This window comes from Bacteroides ihuae (assembly GCF_900104585.1).
Lineage (GTDB): Bacteria > Bacteroidota > Bacteroidia > Bacteroidales > Bacteroidaceae > Bacteroides > Bacteroides ihuae.
In genome coordinates, this window is sequence record NZ_FNVX01000005.1 from 439,801 (window position 1) to 456,302 (window position 16,502).

The 16,502-nt window shown below is 37.8% G+C and carries 15 protein-coding genes; 4 read left to right on the forward strand and 11 right to left on the reverse strand.

Translation table 11 applies throughout. From position 1 onward, the window contains the following. Positions 1-169 precede the first annotated feature (169 nt). Positions 170-1,087 (forward strand): phosphatase PAP2 family protein, encoded by a 918-nt coding sequence (locus tag BQ5338_RS07470; protein WP_235816392.1) that lies wholly within the window; start codon positions 170-172, stop codon positions 1,085-1,087. Between the two features lie 44 nt (positions 1,088-1,131). Here the strand turns inward: BQ5338_RS07470 and BQ5338_RS07475 are convergent, their stop codons facing one another. The 9 genes from BQ5338_RS07475 to BQ5338_RS07515 form a co-directional block, all read right to left on the reverse strand. Then, a complete protein-coding gene (locus BQ5338_RS07475; protein WP_071146201.1) occupies positions 1,132-1,512 on the reverse strand; it encodes a winged helix-turn-helix transcriptional regulator in 381 nt (126 codons plus the stop codon). Positions 1,513-1,572: 60 nt separating this feature from the next. Further along, complete coding sequence (locus tag BQ5338_RS07480) at positions 1,573-2,091, reverse strand: NAD(P)H-dependent oxidoreductase (RefSeq protein WP_071146202.1); 519 nt, start codon at positions 2,089-2,091, stop codon at positions 1,573-1,575. A 27-nt stretch (positions 2,092-2,118) separates the two neighbouring features. Next, positions 2,119-2,529, reverse strand: a complete 411-nt coding sequence (locus BQ5338_RS07485) for a DoxX family protein (RefSeq protein ID WP_071146203.1) — start codon at positions 2,527-2,529, stop codon at positions 2,119-2,121. Positions 2,530-3,192: 663 nt separating this feature from the next. After that, positions 3,193-4,110, reverse strand: a complete 918-nt coding sequence (locus BQ5338_RS07490; RefSeq protein WP_071146204.1) for a DUF4249 domain-containing protein — start codon at positions 4,108-4,110, stop codon at positions 3,193-3,195. 5 nt (positions 4,111-4,115) lie between these two features. After that, a complete protein-coding gene (locus tag BQ5338_RS07495; RefSeq protein ID WP_078063428.1) occupies positions 4,116-6,722 on the reverse strand; it encodes a TonB-dependent receptor in 2,607 nt (868 codons plus the stop codon). A 137-nt stretch (positions 6,723-6,859) separates the two neighbouring features. Further along, positions 6,860-8,020 carry a FecR family protein gene (locus BQ5338_RS07500; protein WP_071146205.1) on the reverse strand — a complete coding sequence of 387 codons (1,161 nt, stop codon included), beginning with the start codon at positions 8,018-8,020 and terminating at the stop codon, positions 6,860-6,862. Between the two features lie 193 nt (positions 8,021-8,213). After that, entirely contained in the window at positions 8,214-8,807 is a 594-nt protein-coding gene (locus BQ5338_RS07505) for an RNA polymerase sigma factor (RefSeq protein WP_071146206.1), read from the reverse strand. A gap of 162 nt (positions 8,808-8,969) precedes the next feature. Then, complete coding sequence (locus BQ5338_RS07510) at positions 8,970-9,608, reverse strand: nitroreductase family protein (RefSeq protein WP_071146207.1); 639 nt, start codon at positions 9,606-9,608, stop codon at positions 8,970-8,972. Positions 9,609-9,611: 3 nt separating this feature from the next. Then, positions 9,612-10,139 carry a hypothetical protein gene (locus tag BQ5338_RS07515; protein WP_071146208.1) on the reverse strand — a complete coding sequence of 176 codons (528 nt, stop codon included), beginning with the start codon at positions 10,137-10,139 and terminating at the stop codon, positions 9,612-9,614. Between the two features lie 273 nt (positions 10,140-10,412). On the opposite strand from BQ5338_RS07515, the gene BQ5338_RS07520 reads away from it, so the two are divergent. Then, positions 10,413-11,408, forward strand: coding sequence for an NADP-dependent oxidoreductase (locus BQ5338_RS07520; RefSeq protein WP_071146209.1), 996 nt, complete (start codon positions 10,413-10,415; stop codon positions 11,406-11,408). A 43-nt stretch (positions 11,409-11,451) separates the two neighbouring features. After that, positions 11,452-12,579: an NADH-dependent flavin oxidoreductase gene (locus BQ5338_RS07525; RefSeq protein ID WP_071146210.1), complete on the forward strand. Its 1,128-nt coding sequence runs from the start codon at positions 11,452-11,454 to the stop codon at positions 12,577-12,579. Here the strand turns inward: BQ5338_RS07525 and BQ5338_RS07530 are convergent. After that, entirely contained in the window at positions 12,569-13,576 is a 1,008-nt protein-coding gene (locus BQ5338_RS07530; protein ID WP_071146835.1) for an Acg family FMN-binding oxidoreductase, read from the reverse strand. The two genes, BQ5338_RS07525 and BQ5338_RS07530, sit on opposite strands and share 11 nt — an antisense overlap. A gap of 321 nt (positions 13,577-13,897) precedes the next feature. Here BQ5338_RS07530 and BQ5338_RS07535 point away from each other — a divergent pair, with 321 nt between their 5' ends. Then, positions 13,898-14,842, forward strand: coding sequence for an aldo/keto reductase (locus BQ5338_RS07535; RefSeq protein WP_071146211.1), 945 nt, complete (start codon positions 13,898-13,900; stop codon positions 14,840-14,842). 73 nt (positions 14,843-14,915) lie between these two features. On the opposite strand, the gene BQ5338_RS07540 is transcribed toward BQ5338_RS07535, so the two are convergent. Beyond that, a complete protein-coding gene (locus tag BQ5338_RS07540; RefSeq protein WP_071146836.1) occupies positions 14,916-16,499 on the reverse strand; it encodes an efflux RND transporter periplasmic adaptor subunit in 1,584 nt (527 codons plus the stop codon). Positions 16,500-16,502 lie beyond the last annotated feature (3 nt).

Consider the following 16,502-nt stretch of genomic DNA (forward strand, 5'->3'; position numbering starts at 1 on the left):
ATATACAAATTTTTCTTGTTATTGTTTTTATGGGTGAGAAAAGATTGCAGTAAAGTTGAAAATTCAAAGTTTCTGCTAAATTAGGCTCTATTTTTGCTTGAATAAGTAAGCTCTCTTACTTAGTTTACTAAAAGATGTGCGATAACTTAGATAAAACAAACTTTTTTGTATGAAGATGCAGTATAAGTATAGTTTTCTGTTTTTAGTCTTTATTGTGCTGAAGTTTTGTCCTGTTTTTGCGCAAGAAGATACAATTAGAGTTGAGCGAAAGAATAAGTTCAATTTTTCTGTATCTGATTCGGTCAATCAACAGAAGAGTGGCGTCGATGCTATTTCTACTGTGCACGATTTGAGTGACTTCAACAAGAATTCGTTTGTATTACCCTATGATCAGATGACATTCAACATTGGTAAGCCCAAGCAAAAAAACTTTGTCAATTCTTCCTATTCAACTTATATTATACCGGCGGCCTTAATCTCTTATGGGGTTGTGGCACATGTGAACAAATCTTTAAAAGAAATTGACTTGAGTACAAATCACGAAGTAGGAGAGCATTTGTCAAAACCTATACCTTACGATGATTACATGCAGTTTGCTCCCGCAGTGTGTGTGTATGGACTTGATTTTATGGGAATAAAAGCCAAACATAATTTGCGCGACCGTACTATGGTTATGGCTACTTCTTATTTGATAATGGGGATAGCAGTACAAGAGATGAAAACGACTACCCACATTGCTCGTCCGGATGGTTCAAATATGAAATCGTTTCCGTCGGGGCACACTGCTACTGCATTCGTTGGAGCTCATATTCTTTTTAAAGAATACAAAGATAGTTCTCCCTGGATAGGTGTTGGTGGATACGCTGTGGCTTTGGCTACGGGGACAATGAGAGTACTGAATAAAAAACACTGGGTGAGTGATGTAGCTGCAGGTGCGGGAATTGGTATCTTGAGTGCTGAGTTAGGCTATGCATTGTTGCCTGTTTGGCATAATGTTTTTGGGATAAAAGATAAAACTAAAAGTTTGGTTATACTGCCTACAGTTAGTACCGAGAACTTGGGAATGGGGTTGGTTTATAACTTTTAGTTTTATCTCATTGCAGTAGCTCTTCGCTAGCTTTTGACATTTTGTTACGCTCTTGCTTTTGCACAATGACTACGTCTGAATAGTTCTCTGTTTACTTTGATAACTTCCATATTCTGTTTGCTCCAATTAATTAAACTACTTATATGAGGAAGCAAATCATCTCCCAGACTTGTCAGCCCGTACTCCACATGTGGAGGGATTTCGGCATAGATATTACGAAATATTAGTCCATCTGCTTCGAGAGATCGTAGAGTAACAGTGAGCATTTTTTGCGATATATCTCCTAGAGATTTGCTGATCTCATTAAAACGCATGGTCCCAATACTTCCCAGAATGTCTATCACTAGTATAGACCATTTATCTCCAATGCCATTTAATACTGATCTCACAGGGCAACCGCTCTTTGACTTATCTTCTGTTTTCATCTCTGTTTTTTTATATTTTCAGAGAGAGATACTTCGTTAGAGCATCTCTCTGAAAAAAAATTATTTTGTAACAAATTGGATATATTGCTCAATGTTTTCTGGCAATCTATTGTTTACATCCGGAGTGTAAGCTCCATGAAACGTGTGATAAGAAATGTATTTAGCACCGACAAATTTAGCTGTAGATTCAATGGGCTTCAATAGTTGATCCATAGTACCATATACTTCATCAGCGTAGACTCCTTCTATACCAGCGGTTGATATGGCTACTCCGATTTCTTTTCCGGCTAGTTTATTTCCGTTTTCTCCGTAGCACCAACCTTGTAGAAATACATCGTCGAGCCATTTTTTTAATAATGGAGTCACGCTGTACCATTGGTATGGATATTGAAGAATGATTCTGTCATATTGCTCCAGAAGTGTTTGCTCTGCAACGGCATCTATATTCCAATCAGGATATGTCTGATATATGTTATGTACTTTGACTTCCGGGTTGCTTTTTGCCAACGCTTCTATCCATGATTTATTAATGTGCGATTGCTCTATGTTTGGGTGAGCTAAAATAATAATTGTTTTCATTTCTTTTTATTTAATAATAATCTAATTTTAATCCCATATATACTTGTTGCTTACTGCATATTTTCCTCCGCCAGTGAAGACTAGGGCAATAGCTCCAAAGAAGTATAAACCAAGTAATTCTAGTGCCCATCCTCCTTGGTCACTTAGCGTGAAAATCATGTTTGAATGAACTAACAGAGTTGCAACTAAACAATTAAAAGCAAAAATAGCTGCCGCCCCACGGGTGCAAAGTCCGGCGATAATGAGAATTGGTGTTACTACCTCGCCAACGTATACTCCGTAAGCCACAAAGTGAGGTAAGCCTGCACTAGTTACTATTTGTTCAATAAATCCCACCCCATGCATTAGCTTTGAGATACCATGTAATAGCATTAATCCTCCTACGGTTAATCGGATAATCAATAGCCCTAAGTCGATGTTTTTTTCTAAATACTTCATATTCTATATTTTAATATTAATCAATGCTCTTAGTTTATAAGAGTTATTAGGTTACTTATGGAGAGCAAATGTACTTTATGAAGTGTTCATGTGCAAGAGATTACACGGAAGTGCTTAAGTTACTTAAAAGTTAGAATTGCTGATTATGTGAGAAGTAAGAAATAATTTAAAGTAAATATTTAACATTAATTAAATTTTGCGGCTTTGAGAATATGCCTCTTTCGATTGCCTATAAAAAGTGCAACCATTCTCTTTGAGAACTTAGATTATTAGGCCTTGCTAACTTTAGTGTGTTTTTATTTACAAATAGCTTTGTTGTCATATACCATATAAGTTCAGCGTGGTGAAGTAGTTAGTTAACCACGGTGAAGTAGTGAATTAACCGCGGTGAACTAGTTAGTTCAGCAAACCCCGCTCAGAAGGCCTGTAGGGGTAGGTTGAAAATGTTTACATTATACTGATGCAAAGCTTATGAATTGTTAGTCGTATTGTTCCTCGGATTTACTTTTCGAATTTGTGATGGAGAATAAAAATAAATGAAAAAGGCTGTACTCGCAAAAGTACAGCCTTAATTTTGGTTCGCTCAAATAGTAAAGTTAAGTCTTGTATATTGATAGTTCTTAAGTTTCCAAAGGGGATACTTGAACTTTTAAAGTCAGAGGACTATTGTGCCTCTTCTTTCTTGGCTATGCTTGTTGCTTTGGATATGCTGCGAGCTGCAAAATAGCCAATGCCACCTCCTTTGATATTGGTAGTTATGTTGCTTAATGGCCCCCCAAAGAAAGGGCTTTCTCCATCTTTTTCGTCTTGGCATTGCTTTAGGAAGTTGTAGTATCCTTTATTAATGTTTGATAATTCTAGTTTAACTGCATCTCCATCGGTTACAAATACCATTTCGTTATAGTCATCATCGTCAACATACTTACCTCTCTCGGAGTCATCATAGAAATAACCAACTGAAGTACCTTTAATATATTGATTATCAAAACTCAAATCGTCAAAAATAATATATTTACTTATTTGATTGTACACGGAATCGTTAATAATATAGCGGCACATATAATAATTATCTCCAACCGGTTCTTGGGCATAGATGTTAAACGAATAATAGTGGTATTTACCTATCTTTTCATAAGAAATATCCATAGAATCCAGCTCTACTTTAGTCTCCATTTTAGCTTCTGCTTCGTATGTGTCAGGAGTGCCATCTTCATTGAAGTCAGTGATTACTTTCAGATAATAAGTTTTTCCTGGTTTTCCGGCTATTTGTGTGGTTGTACGGTATGTACCTGGTTCATCTGCCACTTCCTGTAATTGATAGATCTCTCCATTATCGGAGGAGATCGTTACTGTGGCATTTGATATTTTAGGATTCTTATTTCCTTCAAAATATCCGCTAGAAGCACTGAGATGTATTTCTTGATAAGTCATTTCATCGGTAATTACTCCATAAATTACGAGAACAGGATCTGCATCATCTGTATCAATATCGATGTTTTCCGTGCAACTGCTAAAGCTGAGGAGGGCGATAATAATAATGGATAATCGTCTGTAATGATTATATATATACTGGTATGTCATTGTTCTTAAAATTTAAAATTATAGGTGATAGAAGGCACCATGCTAAATAAATAAGTCATTTTTGCGTTAGGTATTCCGTTGGATGTATTCTGGTCATAGGTAATAATCCATGGATTTTTTTGTCCGTATGCATTATACAGCGAGAAGTTCCATTCACCTTTCCATTTTTTTCCGGGTTTATGAGACGGTACATAATTAGCAGATAAATCCAGACGGTGGTAATCCTTTTTTCGATACTCATTTCTTCCTGAATAGATAGGGAAATACTCGCCATTCACCTCAAATCTTCCGGTAGGATAGGAGGTAGGATTTCCTGTTGCATAAATCCATGCAGCAGACATGCTCCATTTCTTAGAAAACTCATACGAAGCTGAAATATTTATGCTATGTGTTTTATCGAAAGGTGAGAGGTAGGTCTTGCCTTTATTTATCTCAGGTATGGTTCTTTCGGAACGCGACAAAGTGTAGTTTATAAATCCGGTGAGGCGGCCTGTATTCTTCTTCACCATGAACTCTATTCCGTAGGCTTTTCCTTTACCGGATCTTATTTCTCCTTCCAATTTCTCGTTCAGCAACAGATTGGCATGGTCGGCAAAATCAATAACGTGATTCATTCTCTTGTAGTATACTTCCATAGACACTTCAATGGCATTCTGGTTAAAGTTGCGGAAATATCCTGCCGATATCATATCCACTGTTTGTGGTTTTATATTCGTACTGGCGGGAAACCATAAATCAAGCGGTGATCCTGCTGAAGAGTTATTGGCAAGCTGTATGAACTGGGTATTGCGTGCATAATTGGCTTTAACCGAAGATGTTTCGGATAGTTTATATACCATTCCCACTTTTGGTTCCAATGCATGGTAAGTGTGATAAATTTTACCCGATCCGTAAAGAGTAGAATCGGAAACCTCATAATTCTTATCGTATTTGTAAACTGTGGCACTACCCATGTTCTGGAATATAGACCAACGCAGACCATATCTTATAGTGAAATGATCTGTAAGCTTCTGTTCAGCAGAGAGGTAAACTCCATGTTCCAATGCTTTATTTTTCGGCATGCGAAAGTCCTCATAGTCAGGTTGCGTAATTAATCCCGGACTAAAATGGTGAAGTGTGCTTGTTGCCCCATAAGTGAGTTTGAGATTATTGTTTATGGTATGGTTCCAATCCCAACGAAGCATCATGTCTGTAATGCTGGCTTCCCATTTAATCTTTGAATTATCCAGATTGGACTGCAGATTATAATGGTAATTTGTGATATTCGTGCTTAGTTTAAAAAATACGTTTTCGTTAAATATATGTCCCCAAGTTAATGACCCTACACGATTACCGTAAGAGAATTCTGCCACAGAAGCTGCACCGAACTTATCGTTGCCCATATACATATTAAGCGATAATTTATCTTTATTTGAAAGACGATGAGATATTTTTGCATTCAAATCGTAGAAGTAAATAGTGCTCTTGTTGATAGATTCGTCGGATGATGCTTTTAAAAACAAATCGGCATAACTTCGTCGTCCCCCAACCATCCAGTTGGTGCGTTCACCGATGGAACCTTCTAGCATCAGACGACTGGATATTAATCCGATTCCTCCGCTGCCTTTTAATTTATTGGTATATGTATCTTTCAACTGCACGTCGAGTAACGAGGATAAACGGCCACCGTATTTAGCAGGCAAATCGCCTTTATATAGTTCTACACTCTCTACTACATCATTGTTGAACACAGAAAAGAAACCAAACATGTGCGATGCATTATATACGGTGGAATTATCGAGTACGATTAGGTTCTGGTCGGCTGACCCACCTCGCACACTATAACCAGATCCGCCTTCGGCAGTAGCTTGTACGCCTGGCAACAACTGTATTGCCTTGATAATGTCTACTTCTCCCATTAGAGCTGGCATGCGTCTTATTTCGCTAATTGTTAGTTTCTCAACTCCCATATTAGTACGCGTTACATTCTCGTCTTTCTTGTTAGCCAACACTACCACTTCTTCTAATTTCGTGTCTGACTTAAGGCTGAAATTGCAGCTGCTAACATCAAGGCTGGCATCTATTTTCTCCGTACCTGTTTTATAGCCAATGTAAGACATGCGGAGAGAATACGTACCATTAGGAATGGTAATGCTGAATGCTCCATTCTCATTTGTAGAAGTACCTCTTCCCAATTCCGCAATGTAAATGTTCACGTTTGCAAGAGGTTCTTTGCTTTCCGCATCTGTGACCACACCGTTGATTTTTACATTTTTTGTTTTCTTGTTTTGCCGAATCACGCTTTTGCTAACTTTATGGCTAATAGTAATTTGTCTGCCTACTATTTTATAATCTAGAGGAGTTTGTTCCAATACTTCATCTAAAATCTTCTTCAAAGGCTTATCTGTAGCAGAGATACTTACTTTTTGGCTTAGTTCTGTTTTTACATCATCCGAAAAAAAGAATACATAGTCGCTTTTCTTCTCCAGCTCAGTAAATAGTTGAATAATAGTAGTTTCTTTTCTTTGGATAGATAGTTTATTATTTTGTGCCAATAACTCTGTAAAAGTCATAGTGAATAATAAAGCTAGATAATAGTTCCTTTTGTTTTTGAATAGCTTAATAAATTTCATATATTTGTATTTAGTACATTAAAATATTCGCAGCAGTTTTTATGGCTACGGATTTTTTCAGAGCCGGATAATACACCCTTATTATCCGGCTTTTTATAATTTATAAGTCTAGTTTTATCTCATATTCTGAACAGATTTTAATTAGTTAAACATATCTTTATCTGATTATTCTTTTTTTCTATTTTTACGGGCATAGTCGATTGAATACAATCGAGTACGTCATCTATGTTGTTCGTGAGTATTAGTTTTCCGTTACATTTCAGAATGTCAGTTTCCGGAGAACTCTTTATCTTGACATCATAATACCTCTCCAGATAGTGTAAAACCTGATTTAGCGGATAGCTTGATAGACTAAGAATACCATCTTTCCAGCTAATGTAATCGTAGGCATCCACTTCACTGGCTGTGATATTATTCTGTGTGATGGTAGCCATCTGGTTGGGGCTGAGAGTTAGTGAATGTTTGCTTCCTGAATTAACCTTAACACTTCCTTCCAGCAGTACTACTTGCTTATATACATCTCCTCGATAAGCTGAAATATTGAATTTGGTTCCTAACACTTCTACTGAGAAATTATCTCCATTTACGGTAAATGGTCGTGTCCGATCTTTAGCTACTTCCAGATAAGCCTCTCCGGATAAGTTTATTTGTCGGTTGTTATTAGCAAACATTGTAGGAAATTCTATTTCGGAACCCGAATTAATCCACACCTTTGTTCCATCAGCCATCAATAAGGTAGATCGTTTTCCTTTGGGAACAATCAGACGATTTATCTTTTGAGCGCTTTTAATCGGAGATAATTCCTTGTTGCCATTTTTTATAAGTATCGTGCCATCCACCTTGTATTCAATGATTGCATTTTGAGGTAGAATTGTGATATCATCATCTGTGATTAATTGAATATCCTTGCATGCTTGGGCAACCGTCTCGTCTATTCTATTATCTGAAATGAGAAGATTCTGCAACATAAATACAGCACAGATTAGGCAGGCAGCAGCGGCCACATAAATGCTATAGCGTATAGTTAATCGTCTTTTCTCTCTGGCTATTCTCTTTTTCAGTTTGAGAACCTCCATCTTTTCTTCTTCCAGAGATAGTTTGGTATTGTTTAGCTTTACTGATTGCAAAATTTCAATAGCACGGTTTATTTCAGGTTTCATCTCTGGATGATCCTTCTGAAAATCATTCCAGAACTTGTTGTTGGCGCTATTCGGTGATAATCGCCAGCTGATAAAGCCTCTGTTCTTGGAAAAATCCACCGCTTTGTATTTTGTATAATCTTCTTCTGTTGTGTGCATAAATACTCTTTTTGCTTATATAGACGATAACTTTCTAAAAACGTTCCCATTTTAAAAGAAAAAACTAATTATTTTAGAAAGAATATTTAAAAAAGTTCTATTTCTTTCAGTTTTGGCTATTAAAAAAGAGATAAAAAATAGGTAGGAGAGTATATAATAAGGATAGGATAGTTCTGTTAAGCCTGTTTGCAGACTACTTTATAATTCTGGATAAGCAAAGGAAAAGTACTAATGATATTTCCTCAGTTCGAATACGTGCAATAGCTCTGCAAATAAGTTTTCGAGCTGCGGGAGCAGTCATGTCAAGTATTTCAGCGATTTCTTCGTACTCCATCTCTTCAATAAATCGAAGATATACAGCTTCACGTTGGCGACCTGTAAGTAGATTTAGATATTGTTGTATTTGTTGTTCAATAGTTTCTCTTTCCTCTTCGGCGATCATACTGTCTAGTACCGTAGGGACTACCGAAAACTCTAGTTCAGTTAGCCCAGTAGTCTTTATATTACTCTTTTGTAGGTCTATAATTCTGTTTTTTAATGCTCTTATTAAATATGACTTAGGATTTGTAGCTCCTTCAAAAGCTTTTCGGTTGCAGTAGAGCTTATAAAACACATCTTGAATGGCGTCTTTTAAGGTCTCTCTGTCAATTCCCCAGCCTATCCCATAAGCCATCAATTGATTAACATAATGGCGATAGAGCAGCGTAAAATCTTTATCATTTCCTTTTAGAAAGCGATTTAGTAGAAGTTGTTCATCATCAAGTGATAGCTTTGCAGTTGTTGACATGCAGATGTGTAGATTGTTGTATTTTGTCGCAAATATATCACAACTCCGCTAATTTTAGCCGTTATTTGTTTTTTTTAACGCTACAATCTTTAGGGATTTGCATATTTGTCCAGATGGCTACTAGGCTTTGATGTTGGGCTTATGCCAATGATGTAAGGGTACTTAAATAAATTTAATTTTGCTTTTATCTCTTGCCTTAGCCTCAGGCCATTCATTTTTATATCCTAGGGTAATCGTGTAAAGTGGTTTATAATTAGGGGGTAGATTAAGCTGAGCAACCAATTCTTTTGCATCCGATGTATTGAGGTATGCTATCACTCCTCCTACAACACAAGTCCCAATATCCATAGATTCGGCAGCGAGCAAAATGTTTTGTCCAAGTAAGCCACAATCTACTTCGCTATAATCGTTTTTTGTATCATTGGCTATAACGATAACTGTAGGAGCACCATGAAAAACGCTAAAACCTGCATTTTGGGATTTGGCAGCATTACCTTCCATCTTTTTGTTACTGGCGTATTTTATAAAACCTTCATTAATCTCATTGATTAATTCGGTCTTTTGTATCACTCGAATTTCCCATGATTGTTTGTTTAGCGCACTTGGGGCATTGATTGCGCATTGCAAGATGGTATCGAGTTGTTCAGATCTGATTTGATCTGTTTTATAAGAACGAATACTTCTACGATTTAGAATGTTTTCTACTGTTTGGTTCTTACTGTCCATTATTATTGTTTTGGTTTGAAACTTGCAAGATGTCATTGAAATGGCAAACAATGCGATGATATAAATTCTTTTCATGTACTAATTAATTATATTAATCTTTTCGAAATTTAAGTGGTGCATAATCTCTCTCAGTATGAGTAAAGAAGAGGCAAACGAACTATTGGCAGGTAAGGTATCCAAGCTAGCTGGCCTACCCGATATGATAAGGGCTAGTCGACTGAAAACATCTTCCATATTTTCGATGGTTAGTATTCTCTGTTCTCCCCATTCTGTCGTTTTAGTCTGCAAAGCAATCGTTTCTATTATAGGGGATAAAGTATAGAGAGGTGATTTCTCGGGCAGAAGCTTTCCAACAGATGAGATCTCTTCTTCAATTAGATTAATGGCATGCTCTATTTCTTCAGGTGTAGGAGGGTTGTGTTTAAAAAACTCTTCAGCAGTTTTCTTTGAACCAAAAGGAAATATCCATGTATTTTTAGGCTCTTCAGGTAAACGGCCTGTAGTGATAATTGTGTACTCGTCTGTGATGTGCAATATCGACACGATTTCATCATGAGGTACACTGGCTCTTATCTTTTGATAAATTTGTATAGCTAATTCGTTCATTTTAATTTTTGTTGATTTGCATACTTCTTGTTATTCTATCATTCCATATATTTATGATGACAAGAATTATGTCTCTCTAAAATTTTCTTTTTCAAAAATACAGATTTTATTTTTCATCGTACTATAATTACTCTATAATTACTCTCACGATAAACTTATTTTAGCATATCTTGTTTGTGTATTAACGAACAAAGGACGTGGATGAAGCGTTCTGATCACAAAAGTTCTGTTACCCTGAATCTTTGATTTGGGTAAAATAAAAAAAGGATAATTATGAATAAACAAATTCTATTCAAATCAAGACCGATCGGAATGGTTGGTAGAGAACATTTTGAAACGATTGAGGCCTCATTGCCTAACTCGTTGAATGAAGGAGAATTATTACTAAAAGCTCTTTTCGTATCGGTAGATCCTTACATGAGAGGTAGAATGAGTGCTTCAAAATCTTATGTTCAGCCCTATGAAGTGGGCAAGCCTATCTCTGGGGGAGTTGTTGCGAAAGTGTTGGAAAGCAAACATGCTGATTTTAAATCGGGAGATGTTGTGCTCGGAAATCTAACATGGACGGAGCAGCAGGCGGTAGATGGTAGTACTGTTACAAAATTACAGCAAGGTTTGGCTCCATTGAGCTATTATTTAGGTATCTTGGGGATGCCCGGGCTTACTGCTTATTGTGGACTAACGTATATCGGTGAACCTAAATCTGGAGAAACAGTTGTTATTTCAGGTGCTGCAGGAGCTGTAGGTGTAGTAGTAGGACAGATTGCTAAAATTAAAGGTTGTCGCGTAGTGGGTATTGCTGGCACTGATAGTAAGGCTGCGTATCTGAAAGATGAACTTCATTTTGATGAGGTTATCAACTATCATACTGAAGATATATCAGCAGAAATAGCCAAAGCTTGTCCAGATGGAGTAGATGTATACTATGATAATGTGGGTGGGGAAATATCGGATGCTGTGCTACAGCATATTAATAAATTTGCACGAATTATTGTGTGTGGACAGATCTCCATGTATAATAGCACCGAAGCCCCTATAGGGCCACGTCCACAAGTAGCGTTAGTCAAGAATAGCGCGCTAATGAAGGGATTCATTGTAAGTGACTTCTCTGAACATTTTCCTGAGGCTGTAAAGCAACTTACTGAATGGATTGGCGGGGGAAAATTACAGTATCAAGAAACGATAATGAAAGGTTTTGATGCCTTGCCAGATGCTTTTATTGGTCTCTTTAGCGGCGAAAATACAGGAAAACTTTTAGTGGAGATTTAAATGAACTAGAGCGTTACTGACAAAATATAAAGAATTTAAATATATGAATAAGAAGTATAGTAAAGTATTATCTCCGTTTACATTTCCTGTTTCGGGGGTTACTGTGGATAGTAGAGTAGTGATGGCTCCGATGACGACTTTTTCGGGAAATGAAGACGGAACGGTGTCGGATGGCGAAATAGCTTATTATAAGGAACGTAATAAAGGCGCGAACTTGTTGCTAACGGCATGTGCCTATGTTCTTCCTCAGGGGAAGGGTTTTCATGGACAGATTGGTGTTCATTCTGATGAAATGATTCCCAGTCTAAAAAGAATAGCGGATAGTTTAAAAGAAAATGGCGGTAAGGCTGTATTGCAGATTCATCATGGTGGAAGAATGTGTCCTCCTGAGGAATTACCCGATGGACAAAGCGTGAGTGCGAGTGCTGTGGCTGCTTTAAGAGATGGAGCTCAGATGCCTCGTGAGATGACTGAAGCGGAAATTAAAGAAACTATTTTTGCTTATGGTGAAGCTACTCGTAGAGCGGCGGAAGCAGGATTTGACGGCGTGGAGATACATGGTGCGAATACGTATCTTATCCAGCAGTTTTTCTCTCCACACTCAAATCGTCGTATGGACAAATGGGGAGGTAGTTTGAAAAAGCGTATGTCATTCCCCTTGGCTGTAGTTGATGCAGTGAAAGCGACTGTACAAAGAAATGCCAAGCACCCGTTCATTGTAGGCTATCGTATTTCTCCTGAAGAAGTGGAGAATCCCGGCATAACTTTTCAGGATACATTAGCGCTGGTTGAGGCTTTGGCCGCAAAAGGACTTGATTATCTGCATGTATCTACTATGAACTTTTGGGCTGGGTCTATACGAGATGAAAGAGATACAGAATCTCGTACCAAACTTATTTGTGAGAAAGTAGGCAATAAGCTTCCGATTATTGGAGTGGGATCTATCAGTTCTCCAGAGCAAGCAGAAGATGTACTGGAAACAGGTGTTTCTTTGGTGGCTTTGGGGCGAGAATTGCTCATTGAACCTCATTGGCTGGAGAAGATAAAAGCAGACGAGGTAGAACAAATAGAGAAAGCATTGGATGTACACAACCAAGAAGGATTGAAAATTCCAACTCCGATGTGGACTAGTTTGCTAAGCCGCACAGGATGGCTTCCAATCAAGGAATAATCACACTATCTACGCTCTTTCTGGGCGAATAAGGCATGGGAGAGGCATATCCTAAACGAACGAGTATCATTGGATATTCACCGTTAGGGAGAAGCTTCTCCTTTATTTTTTGTGCCAATTCTCTTAGTTCGCAAGGTTGGTTCATATATGCATTGGCAATCCCTAGTTTGGTAGTCTTCAAAAGAAAACGTTCTAATGTCCGGCCCAAGAGAATCCATTCTTCAGGGGTACTTGTTGTTACAGTAAATAACACCAGATGCGAAGATGACTCTATCTTTTTGATATCCGATTTATTCTGTGCTTTAGGTTTAAGGAAAGCTTTTACAAGGGGCTTTCCTAAGAGTTTAGGAGTACTGGGAGAACCCATGGTTGCATAGGTTAACCCGTTTCCGGTTTGGTTAACATGATGTTTGTTGTAGCGAACCCAGTTTAATAATTCATCCTTGAACTGTTTGTTTTTCATTTGTATTTCGTTGCCCTGACGAACATACTCGGTTAGCGTATCGAAAGCGGTTTCTCCGTTTTTATACATATAAAACTTAACTCCTTCTTCTTTCGCTACCTGTTGAACTAGATTTAGCGTGTCTGCTGCAATCGTGCGTGCGTTGTACACACTACGGTTGGTTTGCCTCTTGTTTATTGCTTCATAGAGAGAATTATTGGTGGGAGCCTGCTTTTTCAAATTTATTCGGATAATATAAGTGTTATCATTCTCTTTCAAGATAACCGGGGTAGGATGATACCCTTTTTCTGTGGCAGCTACACAAAGATTTTCTACTGCACAACCGATACTGATATAAAGTTCTCTATTTTCAGGATCTACCACAGCTAATGAATTTTTTAAATTAGGGTATACTTCGATGGCATCTTCTTGTAAGCGGAAAAGCCACGGTTGGGTATTGTGTCCCGAAGGAGCTTTGATAGCTGATGCTACTAATTCTTTGAAGTCTTGGTTCTGTGCCAATATAGGTTTTGCGGTTAGGATAGTCGCTGCCATAAGCGTATATTTTAAGAAGTTTGTCCAATTCATTTTGAGCCTGTTATAATTTGATGTGTTCTGTTAGATAACAAAGGTATAGCTTTTATAGTAAACAGTTGATTAAATAATACTTAATTCTATGTTTCTTATTTTTGCTTAATTCTTATTAATGTTAAAATAGTCTCTTTGGTCAATCTACCAATCATGCCATCTGTAGACTAATGGCATGATTTATTTAATCATGTTGGAAGAACAAAATATAGTGATAATCGTTTAATTGAAGTGATTCATTAGTAAAGACTATTACTAAATGAACTTTAGTAATCAAATATAAGCGTAATGGAAAAGATAAAGATTGGAAAAACAGATTTACAGGTAGCTCGGATTAATCTTGGAGGGAATGTCTTTGGCTGGACGTTAAATGAAGAACAATCATTTGAAATATTAGATGATTTTGTAGGAGAAGGATTTGATTTTATTGATACATCTAATTCTTATTCATGGTGGGTAAACGGCAAAGGAGGACAATCGGAAACGATTATCGGCAATTGGATGAAATCTCGCTCAAACAGAGGAAAGATCATTATTGCCACAAAAGTTGGTTCCGAGACAAAAGAACATCCTCTAGATATTAGCAAAAAACATATATTAAAATCAGTGGATGAATCATTGCAAAGGTTGCAAACTGATTATATTGATTTGTATTATACGCATTTTGATGATAATGTAACACCGGTTGAAGAGACACTTTCGGCATATGATGAGGTTATTAAAGCCGGAAAGGTGAAATATATTGCTGCTTCCAACGTATCTATAGAGCGTTTGAAAAAGTCATTGGAATTAGGCAAGAATGCTGAATATCCAATGTATCAGGCCTTGCAACCTCATTATAATTTGGTGGAAAGAACAAAGTATGAAACCGAATATGCTCCGATTGTTGAAGAGTATGGATTAACCGTATTTCCTTATTGGTCTTTGGCCTCGGGTTTTTTAAGCGGGAAGTATCGTTCGGAAGCCGATTTGGGGAAAAGCACAAGAGGCGGAAACTCCAAAAAGTATTTGAATGCCAAAGGACTAAGCTTGTTGGAGGCTTTGGATAAAATCTCAAAAGCACACAATACCCAACAGGCTTCTGTCGCTTTGGCTTGGTTATTGGCGCAGCCTCATATTGGCGCTCCGATTGTGAGTGCAACCAGCAAAAGCCAATTAAAAGCCATTGTTGATGCCACTAATTTAAAGCTTAATACGGAAGATTTCATCTTATTAGATGAGAGGAGTAAATAACTTGTGGTTTGATAAAAAAAACGAGTCTACCTATTCCAAAAAAAGTAGACTCGTTTTTTATAACTAAAAATGATTAATCTCTATATCTGCAGCATTCGGGTAAATTGTCGTAAACCTTTTTACTTGCTTTGTATTTATCGGTATCGTGTCCCACTTTGGCAATGGCTTTACTGATGGCATCTACCGAAGTTTTTTGAGGGTTGAATTGTAGATGAATCATCTGCTTATCCTGATCCCAACTGGCTGACAAAACACCATTGACACTTTTAGCTGCGGTTTCTATCCGATCTTTACACATCTCACATTTACCTTTGACTGTAAACATGGCATGCTCACTTTGTGCAGGCATTGTTTTCATTTGACTTGGTGTCATGCTTTGTTTTGTCTGAGCTTCGTCATCATTCATCATCGAGCGTTTTCCCTCCAATTGTGCGCTGGCATCGATGACAAAAGCACCATTTGTTACCACTTCTTCTCCTTCAGTGAGTCCTTTTATTATTACATAAGCATTACCTAATGAAGGCCCAAGTTCTACCTGCCGCATTAGGAAAGAAGGAGAGCTAGCTCCAGCTTCCTTAACATATACAATAGATCGTTTCCCGGTCCACAATATGGCGCTAGAGGGAATCACAATCTCATCTTTATATGCTTTCAATCCGGCACTTACTGTAGCAGTGGCATACATTTCGGGTTTTAGTACTCCCTTAGAATTGCTTACTTCGATGCGCACACCAGCTGTGCGTGTTGTGGAGTTGATGATGGGATCTATAAACGAAACTTTGCCCTCAAAGACTTTACCTGGAACGGAGGTTAAAGTGAATTTCAGCTGGTCGCCTAGATTGATGAAAGGCAAATCGGTTTCATAAGCCTGAAACAATGCCCATACTCTCGAAAGGTTAGCTATATCTAACAGCACAGCACCTTGTGATACATAATCGCCTTGATTAACACGCTTGTTGATAACAATACCGCTAGTATTGGCTTTAATATCTACTATGGGAGAAACATTGCCTGAGTGTTCGATAGCTGCAATCTGTGCATCTGTCATTTTCCAGAGATGCAGCTTTTCACGGGCAGCTTTCACCAATTGCGGCTGATTTATCTTTATTGCTTCAAGCAGCTCTTGTTGGGCAGAAAGTAATTCAGGAGAATATATACGTGCAAGAGTTTGTCCGGCGTGCACCGCTTCTCCGGTAAAATTTATGCTCAACCCTTCTATACGTCCACTGATATGAGCTGTCTGTGATTGCAAATTGCGCTCGTCCGCTGCAATTTTGCCATACAGTCGTATTTCTTTTATTGGATTCTTACGACTTACAAGCGAAGTTTGTACATTAGCTAGTGCAGCCGCTTCTTCTGATAATTGTATGGCGGCAGGGTCGATAGCTGCTTCACCAGTATCACCACTTTTGTGAAGTGGAATGAGATCCATTGCGCAGATAGGACACTTTCCAGGTTTATCCTTCCGTATCTGAGGGTGCATAGAGCAAGTCCATATTTGGGCTTCTTTTTGTACCTCATGTGTGTGTCCTTCGTGTTCATCACTTTTTGTTTCGGAAGGAGAGCTAAACAGCAACCATCCAATGAACAGTCCCGCCAAAGCAAACAAGGCATACCTAACTTGCTTCATTTTTCCTATTTCGGTTATTTTTTTCATTTC